The sequence below is a fragment of the Streptomyces sp. NPDC001709 genome, assembly GCF_053596375.1.
On the sequence record NZ_JBSFGB010000002.1, the window covers coordinates 457274 to 477227 of the forward strand.

A 19954-nucleotide genomic window follows, 5' to 3' on the forward strand; every position below is an offset into this window, starting at 1 on the left:
AAAGCCTGCCGCCCGGAGGGGTGGTCCGCGTCGACCGCGGCCAGTGCGAGCGGCGAGGCACTGCCGCAGGGTCCCGCCCGCCGCCGCGGTGAACGCCAGGGGCCCGAAAACCGTAGGCCACTGCGGCGGTACGGGTGCGACATCCGATCGCCAGTTCCTCGATCGCCGCCCAACAAAGGGGTCCCATGAAACACCGCCGCCCGCGCCACCGTCGCAGAGTGATCGCCCGAGCGGTCGGTACGGCGGGGACGCTGGCCATCGCCCTGGGTGCGGGGATGACGCCGGCGATGGCCGCCGGGAAGACGGCCAACAAGCCCACCGCCACCGGATTCTCACCCGACCAGCCCGACCAGCCCGACCAGCCCGACCAGCCCGACCAGCCCGACCAGCCCGACCAGCGCGCCCAGGACGACGCGCCCTGGGCGCCCCAGCACGACGAGGTGCCGAAACAGCACACGGCCGTCCGTCCGGAAGCCGTCACGCCCCGCGCGGGCACGTCCGCACTCCAGCTCAGTCTGCCCGCACCGACCGGGCACCATGGCGTGGGCACGTTCAGCCTGCACCTCGTCGACAAGTCCCGCACCGACCCGTTCGTGCCCGGTAACAAGCCGCGCGAGCTGATGGTGTCGTTCTGGTACCCGGCCGCCTCCACCCGCGGCCACTACGCGGCGCCGTGGATGCCGTCAGTCTCCGGCGCCCACTTCCTCGCCTCCCAGGGCCTGACGCCACAACAGGCGACGCTGCCGAAGACCGCGGGCCATGTCCTCGCGCCGGTCGACACCAAGCTCGGCAAGCTGCCCGTCCTGCTGTACTCGGCCGGGCTGCACGGGGACCGCGCCGGGAGCACCGCTCTCGTCGAGGACCTGGCCAGCCGCGGCTATCTCGTCGTCACCGTCGACCACACCCACGACGCCAGCGAGGTGCAGTTCCCCGGCGGACGGGTCGAGGGCAACACCATGCCGGCGGGCGCGCACTCCCGCGACACGCTCGACGTACGCGCGGCCGACATCCGCTTCGTCATCGACCAGCTCGGCGCGATCGACAAGGGCCACAACCCGGACGTCGACCACGCCAGGCTCCCCACCGGGCTGTCGCACGCCGTGGACATGTCCCGCATCGGGATGTTCGGCTGGTCGCTGGGCGGTGGGGCGGTCGACACCGCCATGCAGCTCGACCACCGCATCGCCGCCGGCGCCGACCTGGACGGCCAGTTCTTCGGCTCGGCGCCGAGCAAGGACCTTCACCGCCCCTTCATGCTCTTCAGCTCCGGCACCCACAACCTCAACAACGACTCGTCGTGGCGCACGCTGTGGTCGCATCTGAAGGGAGACCGGGTCGACATCCAGCTGAAGGGCTCGGCGCACCTGTCGTTCGGCGACACGGAGGCGATGCTGCCGCAGGAGGCGAGCCTGCGCGGGCTCTCCCCGGCCCAACTCCAGCAGATCCTCGGCACGCTCGACCCGAACCGCGCGATCGAGATCCAGCGCGTCTACCTCGCCGCCTTCTTCGACAAGGAACTGCGCCACCAGCACGGCACCTTGCTCGACGGGCCCGACAAGAAATACCCGGAGATCTCCTTCGTCCGCTGACCGGGCCATCCGAAGGGCCGGCCCTGCACGCGGGCCCGCCCTCCGGATGGGCCGAAGCCCGACCGGCACGGCCTGTGACCCTGCCAGAAATTCGATGGCGCCGGAATTGCGGGTGCCTCTAGGGTGAGGACTGCTTCGCGCAGTGACTGTCGGCCACTGCCGTCAGCCGAGTGAAGAACGGGAGGTGTGACCGATGGCTGTCTCTGTGACGGGTGCTGCCCGCAACCAGAAGTTCATCCACTCCACCTCCGTGGCCTCCGGCTGATCTTTCCTGTCTTCTTCGCGCCTGTGAGTGCGCGCGGCCGGGGCTGCCCCTTTGAAGGGTTCCCCTTGAATCTCTCTTCTCCTTCGGCTTCTTCCGCTTCGTCGCACCCTCTGGCCCCGTACGGCTGGGACGAGGGATGGGAAGCGGAGTTCGCCGCGTACGCCGGGCAAGGTCTGTTGCCCGGTCGTGTCGTGCGTGTCGACCGCGGTCAGTGCGACGTCGTCACCCCCGTCGGCGCTGTCCGTGCCGACACCGAGTTCGTCGTTCCCCGGGACCCGATGAAGGTCGTGTGCACGGGGGACTGGGTCGCTGTCGACCCCGACGGTGATCCGCGTTATGTCCGCGCGTATCTGCCGCGCCGTACCGCCTTCGTGCGCTCCACCTCCTCCAAGCGGTCCGACGGGCAGATCCTCGCCGCCAACGTCGACCACGCCGTCGTCGCCGTGTCGCTCGCCGTCGACCTCGACCTCGGTCGCGTGGAACGCTTCCTCGCCCTGGCCTGGGAGTCCGGCGCCCAGCCCGTCGTCGTCCTCACCAAGGCCGACCTGGTGCCGGACCCCGTCACCCTGGGCCACCTGGTGCAGGACGTGGAGACGAGCGCGCCCGGCGTGCCCGTGCTCACCGTCAGCGCCCTGCACGGCGCCGGGCTCGACGTCCTCGTCGCGCTCGTCGGCTCCGGTACGTCCGTACTGCTCGGCCAGTCCGGCGCGGGCAAGTCCACGCTGGCCAACGCCCTCGTCGGCGCGGACGTCATGGACGTACAGGCCGCGCGGGACGTGGACGGCAAGGGGCGGCACACCACGACCACGCGCAATCTGCTCGCCCTCCCGTCGGGTGGGGTGCTCATCGACACACCCGGGCTGCGGGGTGTCGGCCTGTTCGACGCCGAGAGCGGGGTCGGCCGGGTGTTCTCCGAGATCGAGGAACTGGCCGAGCGGTGCCGGTTCCACGACTGCGCCCACGAGAGCGAGCCGGACTGTGCGGTGCGCTCCGCTGTGGAGGGCGGGGAGCTTCCTCAGCGCCGGCTGGAGAGCTACCGGAAGCTGGTGCGGGAGAACCAGTGGATCGTGGCCAAGACCGATGCGAGGGTCCGTGCGGAGCTCCGGCGGGACTGGAAGCGGAAGGGGGCTGAGGGGAAGGCGGCGATGGAGGCCAAGCGGGGGCGTTTGCGGTAGTGGCCGGTGCCGGTGCCGGTGCTGGTGCCGGTGCTGGTGCGGGGGGCCGGGGGCTGCCGCCCCGGGCCCCCCGCTTCGGCCCGCACGGCCTCGTCCTCAAACGCCGGACGGGCTGTTTTCCCAGCCTGCATGGGAAAGCGCAGCTCAGCTGTGCGTCCGATTTCCGCTAGCCCCACCCCTGATCCCGGCTCACACTGGAACATGTGATGGATGAAGACGCCAGGTACGAGGCGGTGCGCAGCAGGGACGGGCGGTTCGACGGGGTCTTCTTCTTTGCCGTCGAGACCACCGGGATCTACTGCCGGCCCAGCTGTCCGGCGGTGACGCCGAAGCGGCACAACGTGCGGTTCTTCCCGACAGCCGCTGCCGCGCACGGCGCCGGGTTCCGGGCCTGCCGGCGGTGCCGGCCGGATGCCGTGCCGGGGTCGGCGGAGTGGAATGTGCGGGCGGACGTCGTCGGGCGGGCCATGCGGCTGATCGCCGACGGCGTCGTGGACCGCGAGGGCGTCGCCGGGCTCGCCGCGCGGCTCGGCTACAGCGCCCGGCAGGTCCAGCGGCAGCTCACCGCGGAGCTCGGCGCCGGGCCCGTGGCGCTGGCCCGGGCCCAGCGGGCGCACACCGCGCGGGTGCTGCTGCAGACCACCGACCTGCCGGTCACGGGGATCGCGTTCGCGTCGGGGTTCGCCAGCGTGCGGCAGTTCAACGACACCGTCCGGGAGGTGTACGACTCGACGCCCACCGAGCTGCGGGCCGCCCCACGGGGCCGGAGCGCCTCCCGGGGCCGGGGCGCCTCCCGGGGCCGGGGCGCCCGCCGGGCCGCTGCGGGCGCCGGGATCCCGCTGCGGCTCGCCTACCGCGGCCCGTACCAGGCCGCCGCCGTCTTCGACCAGCTCGCCGAGGAGGCGGTCGCCGGTGTCGAGGAGGTGTCCGGCGCGCCCGGCGGCCGAATCTACCGGCGCACGCTGCGGCTGCCGTACGGCACGGGAATCGCCGCCGTCGAGGAGCGCATCCGGGCGCCGAGGGCCGGGGGCGGAACCCGTCCGGGCGGCTGGCTCGATGCGCGGCTGCACCTCAGCGACCCCCGGGACCTCACCACCGCGGTGCAGCGGCTGCGGCGCCTGTTCGACCTCGACGCCGACCCCTACGCCGTCGACGAGCGGCTCGGCGCCGATGCGCGGCTCGGCCCGCTGGTCGCCGCCCGGCCCGGACTGCGCTCGCCCGGCGCCGTGGACCCGCTGGAGCCCGCCGTCCGCGCCCTGGCCGGCCCGGACGGCGCGGCCGAGCTGGTGCGGCGGTGCGGCAAGGTGCTCGACGCGCCCTGCGGCAGCCTCACCCATCTCTTCCCCGAGCCCGCCGCTCTCGCCGAGGCCGAGCCGGACGGCCCGCTGGGCGCGCTCGCCGCCGCCCTCGCCGACGGCACCGTACGGCTGGACCCGGGCGCCGACCGCGACGACGCGCAGCAGTCGCTGCTCGCCCTGCCCGGTATGGACCCGGCCACCGTCGCAGTGCTGCGCGTGCGCGCCCTCGGTGACCCGGACGTCGCCCCGCCCGGCGCTGAGGTGCCCGACGACTGGCGGCCCTGGCGCTCGTACGCCGTCCGGCATCTGTGCGTGGCGGGGGAGTGGAACCGGTGGAACCGATGACGACCGTGTGCTGGATCCAACCGGCCCAGCCTATTGGGTAGTTGTTGCCCACGCCGTTCCGTGCCGCCGCGGACGGCTCGCCGCCTGTCAGGGCCGGAAGATCCGGTCCAGGTGGTAGCGGAGGACGGTCGTGGCGGACTCGGCGTCGCGCTGGCCCACCAGGACGCTGGTGCCGAGTCCCGCGGACATGGCCAGCAGGCCGACCGCCTCCGTGTGGGCGTCCACGCCGGTGCGGAGCAGCCCGGCGTCCGCCGCCTGCCGCAGCAGCCCGGTGAGGGTGGTCTCGGCCGCGTCGGGATCCTTGATGAAGGGCTGGGCGGCGAGGGCCGCGTCGGTCACCGACAGCACGGCGTACGAGGTGTAGAGGTGATGGAAGAGGCGGCTCTCCTCGTCGACCGGCAGGGCCGCCGTCAGCAGCGCCTCGATCACCGCCCGCGGGCCGGGGTCGGCACCGGCGGCGCCGACCCGGGCGGTCACCCGTTCCCCGAACCTCCCGGCCAGATGGCGCAGTCCGAAGAGGAGCAGCTTCTCCTTGGACTCGAAGTAGTACTGCACCAGCCGCAGTGAGACGCCCGCCTCGGCCGCCACGTCGCGCATCCCCACCGCGTGCAGCCCGAGCCGCCCGGCGGCCCGGACGAGCGCCTCGGCGATCTCCGTGCGCCGCTCTGCGTGATCCACGCGCTTGGGCATCGTCCGGCTCTCCGCTCTTCTCGTGGTGCCCCCGGTTTGGTGCCCCGGTTTTTGATGATACAGCCGTACCACGTTTGTGGTACGTTCGTATCACAAAGACCGACTGCCCCCGGAGGTGGCCGTGCCCGAGTCCACAGCAGCCCGTTCCCAGTCCGATGTCGGCCGCTTCGTCAGCGACGCCTGGCGCGAGCGCTACTTCGCGGCCTGCGACGCGGTCTACGCGCTGGGCGCGCCCGCGTCCTGGGAGGAGGACGTGGAGACCTCCTTCGGAACCACCCACGTCTACCGCTACGACCCCGAGGACCCCGCCGCCCGCGACCGCACCCCCGTGGTCCTCGTCCACGGAGCCGGTTCCTGCTCCGCCATGTGGTACCCGAACACCCCAGCCCTCAGCGCCGAACGGCCCGTCTATGCCATCGACACCCCGGGCGACCCGGGCCGCACCGTGCAGCGCGCACCGATCCACGAGCCCGAGCGCGCCGCACAGTGGCTGGACGAGACGCTCGCCGGCCTCGGACTCGACCAGGTGCACCTCGTCGGCTCGTCGTACGGCGGCTGGCTCGCCCTGAACCAGGCGCACCGCGCACCGGAACGCCTCGCCTCGGTCACGCTGCTCGACCCCGGTGGCCTGGAGAAGGTGGGGCTGCGTTTCTTCGTGTGGATCTTCGTCAGTCTGTTCGCCACCTTCGCCCCCAAGGCGCTGCGGCCCCGCCTCGCGTCCTGGCTGGAGCAGCCCGTCCTCATCGTGCCGGAACTGCGCACCATGATCCGGACCGGGGTCCGCGCCTACCGCATCCGCCGGCCGGTGCCGCAGCCTCTGACCGAGGCCGAACTGGCCGCCATCCGCACGCCGTTGTACCTGGTGCTCGGCAGGCGCAGCCTCCTGGTGCACCCCGACCGGCAGGTCGAACGCGTGCCCCGGCTGGTCCCCGGTGCCAGGGCCGAGATCATCTCCCGGACCGGCCATGGCCCGCAGATCGACCACGCGGAACTGGCCAACGATCGGATGCTGGACTTCATGGACTCCGCCGACCTCGGCCTGCCGACCCCGCGCTAGTGCGCCGGTGCGCTGCTCCTCCTGCTGAGGTGCGGGCCCAAATCGCGTGAATCTACGAGGAGTTCGGCCTCGCCGTGGATACCGACCCCGCGCACCCGCCGATCAGGGTCGTGCCGTCGTCCTGGACGAAGGAGCCCGCCGGGTTCGCCTGCGGCCGGCCGCGCGGGTCGATCGTGGCCATGCGGCCCAGCCGCGGCGATGCCAGGACCAGCCGCTGCGATGCCGGATGGGCGCCCTGCCAGACCCCGCGTCTGCGACGGGATCCGGACAGGCCCCAGGGCGGCCGCCCCACGCCCGGTTGCGCCGAGCGGGTGGACCGCCGTAGAAGGTGCGGTGCCGCGGCCCGGCGGTGTGGCACGGTCTGCTCCGACGGGCAACGGGGAAGGGTGGGTGCGGAGATGGCCGGGGTCAGACGGGTCCTCGCGGTGCTGGTGCTGGCGATGCTGCCGGGGACGGCGGCGCCGGCCGTCGCGGAGCCGGCGGCGCCGCCCTGGACCGGCAGCTGGGAGACCGCGCCGTCGGGAACGACCACCGCACTGCCCGGCGCCGCCATCCGCAACGTCGTCCACCTCAGCGTCGGCGGCACGGCCGTGCGCATCCGGCTCAGCAACCGCTTCGGCACCGCACCCCTGCGCCTGGGCGCGGTCACCGTCGCGCTGCGCAGGGCGCCCGGCGCCGACGCCGTGCCCGGCACCCTGCGCACCGCCACCTTCCACGGCGCCCGGGACGTCACCGTCCCGCCCGGCCAGGACACGGTCACCGACCCGGTGCCGCTGCCCGTCCCGGCCGCCGCCGACCTCCTCGTCACCGTCTACACCCCCGGCGACAGCGGCCCGGCGACCTTCCACCAGACCGCCCTGCAGACCAGCTACGTCGCCCCGGCCGGCGCGGGTCGCGCCGCCGACGAGGACGGCGCCGCCTACACCACCCTCATCAGCCGCTGGTACTACGTCACCGGCGTCGACGTCCTCGGCACCACCACCGGCAGCATCGTCGCGTTCGGCGACTCCCTGACCGACGGGAACGGTTCCACGCCCGACACCAACCACCGCTGGCCCGACCGGCTCGCCGAAGGGATGCGCGCGCAGCGGGTCGGCGTCCTCAACGCCGGCATCTCCGGAAACCGTCTGCTGCACGACGGCGCCGGACCGAACGCCCTCGCCCGGCTGGACGCCGACGCGCTGGACCGGGCCGGGGTACGGGTCCTGGTCGTCCTGGAGGGCATCAACGACATCAAGGGCACACCGACGGCCGCCGACGTCACGGCGTACGCCGACGCCTACCGCACGCTCGTCGCCCGCGCCCACGCCCGGGGCGTCCGGGTCATCGGGGTCACCCTCACCCCGTACCGCGGCTTCCCCGCCTACACGGAAGCCCGCGAGGCGGTACGGCAGCGGGTGAACGCCTTCATCCGCACCGGCGGAACCTTCGACGCGGTCGCCGACGCCGACGCCGCCCTGCGCGACCCGGCCGACCCGACCCGCCTCCAGCCCGGCTACGACCCCGGCGACCACCTGCACTTCAACGACGCGGGCATGGCAGCGGTCGCCTCCACGGTCCGCCTGGCCCTGGGGGTGATGCGGTGACCGCTCAGCCCCCCAGCACCGCCCCCAGCCACGCCCCCGCGATCAGCAGGCAGGCGAACAGCTCCGTCAGCACGCTGGAGCCGCCGGAGCGCATCGTCGTGCGCAGGGCGGCCATCGCCTCGCCGTGCCGGCCCAGCCGCATCCGCTCGTGCAGATAGATGCCGGCCATGAAACCCGGGACGGCGCCCAGCACCGGCAGCAGGACGAAACCGAGGAACGCCCCGGCGCCCGCGTACACCCCCGTCATCGGCGTCGCACCGCTCTGGCGGAGCCGGCGCGGCGGCAGGGCGGCGCGGACCGCCAGCGACAGCAGCAGTACCGCGCCGGCGCCCACCAGGACGGCCCAGGCCAGCGGCTGCGGATCGGTCAGCGCCCACCACAGCACCGCGGCCCACACCAGCCACGACCCCGGCACCCCGGGCACCAGCACTCCGCACAGGCCGAGCACGATGACCACGCCGACCAGCAGGAGCTCCCACACTCCCATCTGCCCAGAGTGCCGGAGAAGCCGGGGAACGGCAGGAGAGTGCCGGGGCAGCGCGATCCTGTGGGCCGAGAGGCCGCGAAACCGCAGGTGAGGGGGCGGCCGCGGCCTATGAGCGGGTGACCCAGCCCCGCTCGTACGCGTGCCAGCCCAGCTGCAGCCGGGTCGTCACCCCGGCCAGCTCCATCAGCCGCCGTACCCGGCGCTGCACGGTACGAAGGCCCAGGTCGAGCTGCTTGGCCACGCTGGCGTCGGTCAGTCCGGCCAGCAGCAGCGACAGCACCTCCAGATCGGTGGCGTCCGGGCCGTCCGGCTGTTCCTCGGCCACCCCCGCCGGGCCCAGCCGCAGCGGCAGCGCCTCCCGCCACACCGACTCGAACAGCCCGGCCAGCAGCTCCAGCAGCCCACTGGCGTGCACCACCAGCGCGGCCGGCTCCGCCGTGCGCGAGGTCAGCGGCACCATCGCGAGCGAACGGTCGGCGATCACCAGTTTCGTCGGCACCCGGTTCACCGCCCGCACCTGCTCGTCCCGGCCGAGCGCCGCCGTCAGCTCGGTCAGCCCGTGCGGCAGGTCCAGCACCGCGCGCTCCACCACCACCCGGTAGCGCACCCCGCGCCCGGCCGCCTGCTCCTCCGCCGCGTTGTCCACGCCGGACACGACCACCGGATTGCCGGTCACCAGCGCGCACACCTCCTCGGCCGCCCCCAGCTGCAGCTGCAGAAAGCGCTGGGCGACCGCCGAGGCGCCGGTGACCACCTCCACCAGGTCGTGCACCGCCGGCTCGACCGCCGCCGCCCGGTACTCCTGCGCGAGCAGCGCCGCCGCCAGCTCCGCCTGCTCCAGCTCGTGCCGCTGCTGGGTGAGCAGCGCGCCCAGCGCGACCCCGGGCGGGGCCGCCACCCAGCGGCCCGGCCGGGCCGGGGACTGGGCGGCGAGCCCCTGGCGCTCGAGCCGGCGCAGCGCGCGCTCGGCGTCCGGCTCGGACAGCGTCAGGCGCCGCGCCAGATCGGGCACGTCGGCCGCGCCCACGGACACCAGTGCCCGGTACGCCGCCTCGTGTGTCTCGTCCAGTCCTATCGCTGCCAGCATCCGTCCACGTCCCTCCCCCGGAACAGGCCTGGGGCCAGGCCCGGAACACGCCACGACGGGCGCGGCCTGGCGGAAACCGGCCACGGCGCAAACCCGCCGCCAGACATCATCGCCGTAGCGGAGGTGAGTCTGCCAAGGTGGCAGCACCGCGGGACGCCACCGAGGCCCGGATTCACAGCTGCGTCCCAGGAAACCAAGCCACAATCCGGCCAACCGGCGAGTGCCCCCAGCGGGCCGGTCGTCAGGAGCGTGGCCCGGGCCCGGGGCGTGCGCGTCACGCGAAGGGGATCCGGGGCCGGGTCACTTCGGACGTCGCCGGGCGGTCCTCCCGTGGGGGGTGGGGCCGCCCGGCGGCCATCTGCCGTTCCTCGTACGGCTGTTCAGTCCCTCACACGACACGGCGCTCGACGTGGCCGGGTGCGCCGGATTTTCCTGATGCCCCGTTTTCATACGGCCCGCGCGGTGGACAATTACGGGCATGAGCCAGCAGGGGGGAACACCCGCCCGTTCCGAGGACGACTGGTGGGGACAGCTGTACGACGACTCCACCGAGGACACGGGACCCACCGCCGCGCCCGATTCCCTGGACGACCGCTTCGCCTCCGCGAAGCACACGGTGACGGGCCGGCCGACGGCGCCGCACGATCCGGCGCCGGGCAGGCGGAGCGCCGACGGCAGGGCACGGAGCGACGACGACGGCGGCGCGGCGCGAGGTGCCCCGGGCGCGGGCGGAACCGGTCCCCGGGAGGCCGCGGTACCCACGCAACGGGCGCCCGAGAACCCAGCCGCCCCGCCCCCCGTCCCCCCGCCCGCGCCCGCCCCCGGAGCGGCGACCGGCGCGCCGCCCCGCCGGCGATCGCCCTGGGACCCTCCGTCGGCCGCACCCCCGACCCCGTCGACATTCCCAGCGGAACCCGCCTCACCACCAGCCCCCCTCCCCTCCCAGCCGACGGCGCCCGACCTGCCGGGCCCCGCGTCACTCCCTGAGTCGCAGGCCCCGTGGCCACCGATCGGCCCTCCCCGGCCGCCGAACCCGTCGCCCATCGCCCCACCCTCCGCGCTGCCCGTTGATCGCTTGGCGCAGGACCCGTGGCAGCCTCTCGCGCCTCCCGAGTCGCAGGCATTGCCGACATCCGCATCGCCCGCTGCGCCGTCCGCCCCTCGCTCCGCGCAGGACCCGTCGGCACCCGTCGCGCCTGCCGAGCCGCAGGACCTGCCGACGCTCGCCTCGTCCTCCGCGCCGACCGCCGACCGCCCGGCGCGGGACCCCCGCTCACCGGCCACACCAGCAGAGCCACCGCACCCCCCTGCGTCCGCTGCGCCCTCCGCGCCGCCCACGGATCGCTCGGCGCAGGACCCCCGTTCACCCGGCGCGCCCACCGCGGCCGGCGAACCCCAGGACCCCTCGGCGCCCGTGCCGTCGGCGCCCGTGGCCGGTGACGAGTCGCGCTCGCTCGAGCCCGCCGCGGCCACGGTCTTCACCGCGCCCCCGCCCCCCTCCGCCGTCGACTACGTCGGCTCCGGGCCGCCCACCTACGACCCCGAGCCCACCGCGCTGCCCGCCGTCGCCCCGGACGGGATGGGGGAGTTGGTGGCGGACACCGTGCTGGACGGGGCGCGGTACGGCGCGTGCACGTTGCGGGCCGTGTCGTTGCGGGGGGACTCGGCGCGCTACCGGGGGGAGCCGCGGCGGGACTCGTTGCTGACCGCGCGGTTCGGGACGGGGGAGCAGGCGCTGGTGCTCGTCGCGATGGCGACCGGGGTGCGGGGCACGCCGGGCGCGCATCTGGCTGCGGCCGAGGCGTGCCGGTGGATCGGGCAGGCCGTGGGCCGCAGCCACCAGGGGCTCGTGGCGGACATCCGGGCGGCCCGGCGTAGCGATCTGAAGGCGGGCCTGCAGCGGCTGACCGACCGCAGCCTCGGCAGGCTCCGCGCGAGCGCCGCCGACCTGGGCGTGGACCCGGAGGCGTACACGGCGAGCCTGCGCTGTCTGCTGCTGCCGGCCGACCCGGACTGCCGTACCCGCGTGTTCTTCGGCGTCGGCGACGGCGGCCTGTTCCGGCTGCGGGACGGCGCCTGGCAGGACATCGAGCCGCAGGTCACGTCCGACGGCGGCACCGGCGCACCCGCGGAGACCCCGGACGGCGACCGGCTCACCATGGACTTCGGCATCCCGATCCCGCCGAGCCCCTTCGAGCCGGCGCCCGAGCCGCCCCGCGAGCCCTTCAGGTTCCGTGCCTCGCCGGCCCGCCCGGGTGACGCGCTGGTGATGTGCACGGCCGGTCTGGCCGATCCGCTGCGCGGCGAGGCCGCCCTCTGCGCCTACCTGGCCCGTCGCTGGTCCGGCCGTACCCCGCCCGGGCTCGCCGCGTTCCTCGCCGACGCCCAGGTGCGGGTGAAGGGTTACGCCGACGACCGTACGGCGGCGGCCGTGTGGGAGGCGTGAGAGCGATCGCTGTGACTGTATGGATGCATGGCCAAACAGAACGTAGCCGAGCAGTTCGTCGACATCCTCGTGCGCGCCGGGGTGCGCCGCCTCTACGGCGTCGTCGGCGACAGCCTCAACCCGATCGTGGACGCCGTCCGCCGCAACGCCGCCATCGACTGGATCCACGTCCGCCACGAGGAGACCGCCGCCTTCGCGGCCGGTGCCGAGGCGCAGATCACCGGGCAGCTGGCCGCCTGCGCCGGCTCCTGCGGCCCGGGCAACCTGCACCTGATCAACGGCCTGTACGACGCGCACCGCTCCATGGCCCCGGTGCTCGCCCTCGCCTCGCACATCCCGTCGAGCGAGATCGGCCTCGGCTACTTCCAGGAGACCCATCCCGACCGCCTCTTCCAGGAGTGCAGCCACTACAGCGAGCTGATCTCCAGCCCGAAGCAGATGCCCCGGCTGCTGCAGACCGCCATCCAGCACGCGGTCGGGCAGAGCGGGGTCAGCGTCGTCGCGCTGCCCGGTGACATCGCCGCCGAACCGGCCCCGGAGAAGGCCGCGCAGAGCGCCCTCGTCACCTCCCGGCCCACGGTCCGGCCTGGCGACGCCGAGATCGACGAACTCGTGGAGATGATCGACGAGGCCGGCAAGGTCACCCTGTTCTGCGGCAGCGGCACGGCCGGTGCGCACGCCGAGGTCATGGCGTTCGCGGAGAGGATCAAGTCGCCCGTGGGGCACGCGCTGCGCGGCAAGGAGTTCATCCAGTACGACAACAAGTTCGACGTCGGGATGAGCGGACTGCTCGGCTATGGCGCCGCCTACGAGGCCACCCACGAGTGCGACCTGCTGCTCCTGCTCGGCACCGACTTCCCGTACAACGCCTTCCTGCCCGACGACGTGCGGATCGCCCAGGTCGACGTGCGGCCCGAGGTGCTCGGCCGCCGCTCGCGGCTCGACCTCGCCGTGTGGGGCGACGTACGCGAGACGCTGCGCTGTCTCATCCCGCGCGTGCAGGAGAAGACGAACCGGCGCTTCCTCGACCGGATGCTGAGGAAACACGCCGACGCGCTGGAAGGTGTGGTCAAGGCCTACACCCGCAAGGTCGACAAGCACATCCCGATCCACCCCGAGTACGTGGCCGCCGTCCTCGACGAAGTCGCCGACGACGACGCGGTGTTCACGGTCGACACGGGCATGTGCAATGTGTGGGCCGCGCGGTACATCTCGCCCAACGGCCGCCGCAGGATCATCGGTTCGTTCTCGCACGGCTCGATGGCCAACGCGCTGCCCATGGCGATCGGCGCCCAGTTCACCGACCGGCGCCGGCAGGTGGTCTCCATGTCCGGAGACGGCGGATTCTCCATGCTGATGGGTGACTTCCTGACACTCGTGCAGCACGACCTCCCGGTCAAGGTCGTGCTGTTCAACAACTCCTCGCTCGGCATGGTCGAGCTGGAGATGATGGTCTCCGGCCTGCCCTCCTACGGCACCGCCAACACCAACCCGGACTTCGCGGCCGTGGCGCGGGCGTGCGGTGCCCACGGAGTGCGGGTGGAGAAGCCCAAGCAGCTGGCCGGTGCGCTCAAGGACGCCTTCAAGCACAAGGGACCGGCCCTGGTGGACATCGTCACCGATCCCAACGCCCTGTCCATCCCGCCGAAGATCAGCGCCGAGATGGTCACCGGATTCGCCCTGTCCGCCTCCAAGATCGTGCTGGACGGCGGCGTCGGCCGGATGCTCCAGATGGCCCGCTCCAATCTGCGCAATGTGCCGCGCCCCTGAACCCGGGGGCGAAGGGGCGGATTTCGGCCACTTTCACGGCGTGTGACGGGGTGCCGTCGGCCGGTGCCGGGCGCATCTTCCTTGCCGTCCCGGGGCGTCCGTGGCGCCCAGCGCCCTGCGGGGACCCGGCGGCCCGGGTGCGCAGTGGTCCGCCGGCCGGCCCGGGCGCCGTACGGCCGTGGCCGAACCGCCGGTCATCGGGCATGCGTCATGACTGCCTGTGTGCGTGCTGGGCAAGCATCCTCCGTGAACGTGTTCGACCAGGAGGGGCAGGGTCCAGCGGCGTGCGGGCGGGGGTCATGAAGAGTCAGGCACGAGGGGGCGGTCCCGCGGTCGTCGGGGGCTCCTCGGCGACGACGGGGGAAGAGGCCGGCACCATCACGGAACACGCGCACCGGCTCCGGCGCAGGCTGGGGCGGGCGGATCTCAGGGCGGTGCCCGAGGCCCGCCGGGAGTTGCGCGAACTGCTGCGGGACTGGGGCAAACCCGGCCGCTCGGAGATCGCCGAACTGCTCACCAGCGAACTGGTCACCAACGCGCTCGTCCACACCGACGACGACGCGGTCCTCACGGCGGTGGTGGAGCCGGGCGGACTGCGCGTGGAGGTACGGGACTTCGTGGCCCGCAGACCGGAGCTGAGAGGCCCGGGCTCGGACGACGACACCCACGGCCGGGGCATGGTGCTGGTGCAGTCCCTCGCGGACGCGTGGGGCGTACGGCCGCACGGGGTGGGCAAGTCGGTGTGGTTCGAACTGGGCGCCGAGGCGGCGTAAGGCTCCGCGGGGGCACGGGCTCGCATGGTGCGGGGCCGAGGTCGCCGGGCCGTGCGGCCATATCGGGGGGCGTGAATCCGTATCCGGGGCATGAAGCGGGCCGGGGACGTGACCCGTGCGGTCACGCCCCGGCGGCCCGTGATGAGCCGCGATCCTAGGGCCTGTCCGGCGGATCCTGTCGCAGACGCGGGGTCACCTGCGCTGATGAGGCGCCGTCACTTTCCTGCGACCTGATCCGCCGGACAGGCCCTAGCCGAACTGCTGCTCCAGGTCCTTCAGTTTGCGCTCCAGGGAGTCCAGCCGCGGCAGGGCCATGGTGTCGTCCTCGGCCGTGAGGTCGACGGTCACCGGCTCAGCGGACCCCCTGCGGACCGGCTGCAGGGAGGGACGGGCGCGCACGGGCAGTTGCTCCGCGGTGGATATGGCAGGCTCCGCGGTCATCTCGGCGGGGCCACGCTCCACTGCCTGTACCTCGACCTGCCGGCCGGCGCGGCCCACGAAGCCGCGGTGGCCCCGGCTGATGGCCTTCAGCTGGGCGCGCTCGATGCGCTGCTGGTCGCGCCGGCGCTGCCGCGCCTCCTCCTTCTGCCGCTTGTCGTCGCGGACCTCCTCGACCGCCTCGTCCAGGCTGCGCACGCCCTCCAGGAGCATCAGCGACCACGCCCTGTAGGTCTCACGAGGGGCGCGCAGCCAGCGCACGATACGGATCTGCGGCAGCGGGCGCGGCACCAGGCCCTGCTCGCGCAGCGCGGCCCGGCGGGTCTGCTTCAGCGCGCGGTCGAACAGGACGGCGGCCGACAGCGACATGCCGGAGAAGAACTGGGGGGCGCCCGCGTGGCCGGCTCCCCGGGGCGCGTGCACCCAGTTGAACCAGGCCGCGGCCGCGGCGAACAGCCACACGAGGATGCGGGAGCCGAGGGCGGCGTCGCCGTGGCTGGCCTCGCGCACCGCGAGGACGGAGCAGAACATCGCCGCGCCGTCCAGTCCGAACGGCACCAGGTACTGCCAGCCGTCGGTCAGCCCCAGGTTCTGTTCGCCGAAGCCCACCAGGCCGTGGAAGGACAGGGCGGCCGCGACCGCCGCACAGCAGAACAGGAGCACGTAGGAGGCGGTGCCGTAGATGGCCTCCTTGCGTCTGCGGCGCTCCTCGCTGCGCTCCCACGAGTCGTCGGCGCTCGCGTTCTCCCCGGAGGAGCGCTTGCCGCGCGCGAGCACCGCAACCGCCGCCAGCATGCCCAGGAGCAGTACGGCGCCCGGAAGCAACCAGTTCAGCGATATGTCGGTCAGTCTCATCAGGGGTCCCTTGCATTGGGATAGGGCGTAACGCCCGCCATAGTGGCCCACTCCCGATGGCCCTCAGGGGGTTTCGGGGCAAGAGGCCGCCAAGGAAGTGCAAGGGGATGCCCAGGGCGGCGTTCTGCTCGAACTGCCGCTTGAGGGGCGGGAGTTGAGTTCGAATAAGACTACCCGCACGGGCGGTTCCCCGGAAAGTTCCCGAGACGGGTGGGGAAGTTGTGAACGGTGATCCTAGTGGACCTTGGGCCGTGCTCCGGCCCGGGGATTCTTGATCGCGCACAGCGGGGGAAGGTAAGGCTATCCTTATCTCCCCCTCTGGTGAATTTGAACTGGCGCGTCGGGCGCCTAAGGTGCTTGACGGACAAGTGACAACCCGCCGTCGATGACCCAAGTGCCGACAAGCCGCCAGGAGGGACCCGTGAAGCAGCGCGCGCAGGGCTCCGCCGGAGCGGAGACCCCGGAGCGCCGGACGCCCGGCGGCGACCGGGTGCCCGCGCAGGCGCGCCCGGCGGACGCCCTCGACGGCCAGCGTGAGCGGGATGCCGCCGTGCCCGGCGTGCGCGGTGAGCACACGCACAGTGAGCGGCCGATTCCCGGGCCGCGGGCGGCGGTGCAGCGGTCCTCGGTGCGCGGGCAGATCCTCGACGCCCTGCGTACGGCCCTGGTGACCGGGGAGCTGAAGCCGGGCGAGGTCTACTCGGCGCCGGTGCTTGGTGAACGGTTCGGGGTCTCGGCCACGCCCGTGCGGGAGGCGATGCAGCAGCTCGCCCTGGAGGGTGCGGTCGAGGTCGTGCCCAATCGCGGTTTCCGGGTCGTGCAGCGGGGGGCGCGGGAGCTGGGCGAGCTGGCGGAGGTGCGTGCGCTCATCGAGGTGCCGGTGATGCTGAGCCTCGCCCGGACCGTGCCGGGTGAGCGGTGGGCGGAGCTGCGTCCGCTGGCGCAGGAGACGGTCCGCGCGGCCGCCTCCGGCTGTCCGGCGACGTACGCGGAGTCCGACCGGACCTTTCACCGGGCGGTGCTCGGCCTGTCGGGCAACGAGCAGCTGGTCCGGATCGCGTCGGATCTGCACCGGCGGTCGCAGTGGCCACCGGTACGGCAGGGCCGGGCCCGCCTGGTCGCGGACGCGGCGGAGCACATGGCCCTCCTGGACGCGTTGATCGCCGGGGACATGGATGTGGTGCGGGCATTGGTGTCCGAGCACTTCGCGTCCGCGGGCTGAACAGCCGGGTCAGCGCCGTAGGGGTGCGGGCCGTCTCCCGGGTGCGGGTACGTCGTGGTCGCTCGCGCCCACGCGGCGGAGCCGCATGTCGACACGGCCCCGCGCCCCTGGCACCCGCACCCGGGAACGCAACCGTACCCACTCTCCCCTACGCCGTGGCCACCCCCGGCGCCGGTGGGGTCAACTGCCGTGCCAGCCACGTCGGTACACCCCCGAGCAGCCGGAACAACCGCCGGGCCTCCTCCCGCAGGCGGGACGCCTCCGGCTCGGACTCCGCGTCGGCCAGTGAGGCCAGCGCGGGCGCCGTACCCACCAGGTAGCCCAACTCCTCGCGGATCCGCAGGGATTCGGCGAAGCCGTGCCGGGCCTCCGTCAACTCCCCGTCGCGCAGGGCGAGTCCGGAAAGATGGCGCCAGGTGAAGGACAGCAGAAGCGGGTCCGCGTGCGCGGCGGCACCCGCGTGGGCCCGGCGGTACGCCGCCCGTGCCGCCTGCGGGGAGTGGGTCAGGTTCTCGGCGATCAGGCCCCGGCGGAAGTCCAGCAGCGCCCGGTCCGGCACCCCTGGGGGGATCAGCGCCGCCGCCCGCCCCAGCGCGGCCCGCGCCTCGTCGGCCCGGTCCCGCACCCCGTGCAGCGTTGCGGTGTAGGCGAGTTGGCCGCGTTCGCAGGCGGCGGCCCCCCGCTCCTCGTCGCTGTGCGCGAGCGCCTCCGCCGTCCGCAGGGCGTCCTCCGCGTCCTCCCAGCCCCGCTCGGTGTACAGACACCGCTCGACCAGCAGCGCGGCCCGCTGCAGGGCCGCCTGGGGGGTGTCGGGCGGCAGCAGAGCCGCCGCGTCGGCCCAGCAGGCCCGCGAGCGCAACCGCCATACCGCGGTCTGGAGTGGATCGTCACCGGCGTTCGTTCCGTTACCAGACATGGCGGTATGCGCCACGTTGCCCTCCCCGAGCACGCCATCGAGCTGTTGAGTGGTGGCGGCATTCCAGCACCGATCGCCCGGCCGGGCCAAGGGGGTGGGTGAAAGATTTCACAAAGTAGTGGGGCGGGGGCGTGGCCGGGTTCGACCGTCGCGCTGCCGTGCGCCCCCGCTGACCTCAGCTCATGCGCAGGGCCAGGAAGAAGTCCAGCTTGTCCTCCAGGCGCGAGAGGTCGCGTCCCGTCAACTGCTCGATCCGGCCCACCCGGTAGCGCAGCGTGTTGACGTGCAGGTGGAGCCGGGTGGCGCAGCGGGTCCAGGAGCCGTCGCAGTCCAGGAACGCCTCCAGGGTCGGGATCAGCTCGGCCCGGTGGCGGCGGTCGTAGTCCGTCAGGGGGTCCAGCAGGCGGGCCGTGAAGGCGCGGCGGACGTCGTCGGGCACGAAGGGGAGCAGCAGGACGTGCGAGGCCAGTTCCTGGTGCCCCGCCGCGCAGACCCGGCCCGGGCGGGCGGCCGCCACCCGGCGGGCGTGCCGCGCCTCCTCCAGCGCGCCGCGCAGGCCCTCCGCCGAGTGCACGGCCGCGCTGACGCCGAGGGTGAGCCGCCCGTCGTCGTTCAGGCCCGCCGACAGCGTCTCCCGCACCGACTGCAGCAGGGAGTCGGCCAGCAGGCCGGTCTCCGAGCCGTCGTGCTCGGCGGAGACCGCGGGCAGCGGCACCAGGGCGATCGCCTCGTCGCCGGTGTGCGCGACGGCGATCCGGTCGGACGGCTCCGGGCCGGCCGCCAGCGGATCGACCAGCACTTCCTCCAGCAGCGACTGGGCGACCGGGCCGCCCTCGACCTCGCCGCCCTCCCAGTCCACGCGGGCCACCACGACCTGCCAGTGCGGGGCCGCGCCGAGCCCGGGCAGCAGCACCGGGGCGGCCACGCGCAGGCGGGCGGCGATCTCGGCGGGCGCGGCACCCGTCTGGACCAGCTCCAGCACCTCCTGGGCGAGCCGGCGCCGCACCGTGCGCGCCGCGTCCCGGCGGTCCCGCTCGACGGCGATCAGCTGGGTGACGCCCTGCAGCAGGTCCAGGCGCTCCTCGGGCCAGTCCCCGGCGTCCGCCTCGACGGCCAGCAGCCAGTCCGACAGCACCGACTCGCGCACATCGCGGGCGGCCTGCGGGGAGCGGCCGGAGGAGCGGATCGGGAAGAGGGAGTAGGTGGTGCCGCCGAGCAGGACGCGGTGCGGGCCGCGGCGGCCGGTGCGGGTGGCCGCCAGGTGCTCGGCGGCGAGCTTCGCGCAGGTCTCCGCGGGCAGCGCCGGGCCCGCGACCTTGGAGCCGGCGATCAGTCGGCCGGTGGGGGCCAGTACCCAGGCGCGCAGGTCCAGGTCGGTGCCGAGCAGGTCCAGGACCACGTCCGGGCCGCCGCCCGCCGGGCCCGAGGTCATCATCCGCCGGTGCCGGTCCACCACGGCCGCCAGGTCCCCGGCGCGCTCGCCGGAGACCTGGCGGACGACGTATTCGGTGATCGTGGCGAAGGCCACCGACTCGTGCACCGCGAACAGCGGCAGCCGGTGCTTGGCGCAGGCGAGGGCCAGGTCGTCCGGCACATCGCCCAGCTCCGCCTCACCGGCCGCGAGCGCCGCCACCCCGGCCTGCACCAGGATCCGTACGAACGGCTCGGAGTCGGCGGCGTCCCGGCGCCAGGCCAGCCCCGTCAGCACCAGCTCACCCCCGGAGAGGTAGCGGCTCGGGTCGCGCAGGTCGGTGGTCATGACCCCACGCACCGAACGGTCCAGCTCGTCCTCGCCGCCGAGCAGCCGCAGGCCCAGCGCATCGGTGTCCAGAAGTGCGCGCAGCCGCATTTCGTCGCCGCCGTTCTTTGTCTCGAAACCTACGATGGATCTTGGCGGGTGACGAGCGAGTCACCCGGAATCGGACGTACTGGGGCGCTCTCCAGCGTCTCCGCGC

The 19954-nt window shown here is 73.7% G+C and carries 16 protein-coding genes; 9 read left to right on the top strand and 7 right to left on the bottom strand.

Annotated elements, in window-relative coordinates:
- The first annotated feature begins 218 nt into the window (after positions 1 to 218).
- The 3 genes from ACWC0C_RS04915 to ACWC0C_RS04925 all read left to right on the top strand — a co-directional run bounded on the left by ACWC0C_RS04915 (position 219) and on the right by ACWC0C_RS04925 (position 4672).
- Complete coding sequence (locus tag ACWC0C_RS04915; RefSeq protein ID WP_450861633.1) at positions 219 to 1589, top strand: alpha/beta hydrolase family protein; 1371 nt, start codon at positions 219 to 221, stop codon at positions 1587 to 1589.
- A 330-nt stretch (positions 1590 to 1919) separates the two neighbouring features.
- Positions 1920 to 3029: a ribosome small subunit-dependent GTPase A gene (gene rsgA / locus ACWC0C_RS04920; protein ID WP_450861635.1), complete on the top strand. Its 1110-nt coding sequence runs from the start codon at positions 1920 to 1922 to the stop codon at positions 3027 to 3029.
- 206 nt (positions 3030 to 3235) lie between these two features.
- On the top strand, positions 3236 to 4672 hold the full coding sequence (locus ACWC0C_RS04925) for a DNA-3-methyladenine glycosylase 2 family protein (RefSeq protein ID WP_450861730.1): 1437 nt from the start codon (positions 3236 to 3238) through the stop codon (positions 4670 to 4672).
- Between the two features lie 87 nt (positions 4673 to 4759).
- Here the strand turns inward: ACWC0C_RS04925 and ACWC0C_RS04930 are convergent, their stop codons facing one another.
- Positions 4760 to 5362 (bottom strand): TetR/AcrR family transcriptional regulator, encoded by a 603-nt coding sequence (locus ACWC0C_RS04930; RefSeq protein ID WP_449194654.1) that lies wholly within the window; start codon positions 5360 to 5362, stop codon positions 4760 to 4762.
- Positions 5363 to 5483: 121 nt separating this feature from the next.
- Between ACWC0C_RS04930 and ACWC0C_RS04935 the strand changes: the two genes are divergently transcribed.
- The gene (locus tag ACWC0C_RS04935; protein ID WP_450861637.1) at positions 5484 to 6419 is read left to right on the top strand and encodes an alpha/beta fold hydrolase; all 936 of its coding nucleotides are present in this window, start codon (positions 5484 to 5486) and stop codon (positions 6417 to 6419) included.
- Between the two features lie 52 nt (positions 6420 to 6471).
- Here the strand turns inward: ACWC0C_RS04935 and ACWC0C_RS04940 are convergent, their stop codons facing one another.
- A complete protein-coding gene (locus ACWC0C_RS04940) occupies positions 6472 to 6600 on the bottom strand; it encodes a hypothetical protein (protein ID WP_450861639.1) in 129 nt (42 codons plus the stop codon).
- 217 nt (positions 6601 to 6817) lie between these two features.
- Here ACWC0C_RS04940 and ACWC0C_RS04945 point away from each other — a divergent pair, with 217 nt between their 5' ends.
- On the top strand, positions 6818 to 8005 hold the full coding sequence (locus tag ACWC0C_RS04945) for an SGNH/GDSL hydrolase family protein (protein WP_450861640.1): 1188 nt from the start codon (positions 6818 to 6820) through the stop codon (positions 8003 to 8005).
- Positions 8006 to 8009: 4 nt separating this feature from the next.
- Here the strand turns inward: ACWC0C_RS04945 and ACWC0C_RS04950 are convergent, their stop codons facing one another.
- Complete coding sequence (locus ACWC0C_RS04950; RefSeq protein WP_449194650.1) at positions 8010 to 8492, bottom strand: DUF456 domain-containing protein; 483 nt, start codon at positions 8490 to 8492, stop codon at positions 8010 to 8012.
- Between the two features lie 106 nt (positions 8493 to 8598).
- Entirely contained in the window at positions 8599 to 9579 is a 981-nt protein-coding gene (locus ACWC0C_RS04955) for a helix-turn-helix domain-containing protein (RefSeq protein WP_450861642.1), read from the bottom strand.
- A 1414-nt stretch (positions 9580 to 10993) separates the two neighbouring features.
- Between ACWC0C_RS04955 and ACWC0C_RS04960 the strand changes: the two genes are divergently transcribed.
- The 3 genes from ACWC0C_RS04960 (at position 10994) to ACWC0C_RS04970 (ending at position 14568) form a co-directional block, all read left to right on the top strand.
- The gene (locus ACWC0C_RS04960) at positions 10994 to 12025 is read left to right on the top strand and encodes a protein phosphatase 2C domain-containing protein (protein WP_450861644.1); all 1032 of its coding nucleotides are present in this window, start codon (positions 10994 to 10996) and stop codon (positions 12023 to 12025) included.
- 27 nt (positions 12026 to 12052) lie between these two features.
- Positions 12053 to 13795 (top strand): pyruvate dehydrogenase, encoded by a 1743-nt coding sequence (locus tag ACWC0C_RS04965; RefSeq protein ID WP_450861646.1) that lies wholly within the window; start codon positions 12053 to 12055, stop codon positions 13793 to 13795.
- Between the two features lie 299 nt (positions 13796 to 14094).
- The gene (locus ACWC0C_RS04970) at positions 14095 to 14568 is read left to right on the top strand and encodes an ATP-binding protein (RefSeq protein WP_449194646.1); all 474 of its coding nucleotides are present in this window, start codon (positions 14095 to 14097) and stop codon (positions 14566 to 14568) included.
- 249 nt (positions 14569 to 14817) lie between these two features.
- Here ACWC0C_RS04970 and ACWC0C_RS04975 read toward each other — a convergent pair whose 3' ends face one another.
- Positions 14818 to 15861 carry a DUF2637 domain-containing protein gene (locus tag ACWC0C_RS04975; RefSeq protein ID WP_449194645.1) on the bottom strand — a complete coding sequence of 348 codons (1044 nt, stop codon included), beginning with the start codon at positions 15859 to 15861 and terminating at the stop codon, positions 14818 to 14820.
- A gap of 421 nt (positions 15862 to 16282) precedes the next feature.
- Here ACWC0C_RS04975 and ACWC0C_RS04980 point away from each other — a divergent pair, with 421 nt between their 5' ends.
- Entirely contained in the window at positions 16283 to 17083 is an 801-nt protein-coding gene (locus ACWC0C_RS04980; RefSeq protein ID WP_450861648.1) for a GntR family transcriptional regulator, read from the top strand.
- A gap of 148 nt (positions 17084 to 17231) precedes the next feature.
- Here ACWC0C_RS04980 and ACWC0C_RS04985 read toward each other — a convergent pair whose 3' ends face one another.
- Entirely contained in the window at positions 17232 to 17999 is a 768-nt protein-coding gene (locus ACWC0C_RS04985) for a hypothetical protein (RefSeq protein WP_449194643.1), read from the bottom strand.
- 175 nt (positions 18000 to 18174) lie between these two features.
- Entirely contained in the window at positions 18175 to 19848 is a 1674-nt protein-coding gene (locus tag ACWC0C_RS04990) for a PucR family transcriptional regulator (RefSeq protein WP_450861650.1), read from the bottom strand.
- Positions 19849 to 19954 lie beyond the last annotated feature (106 nt).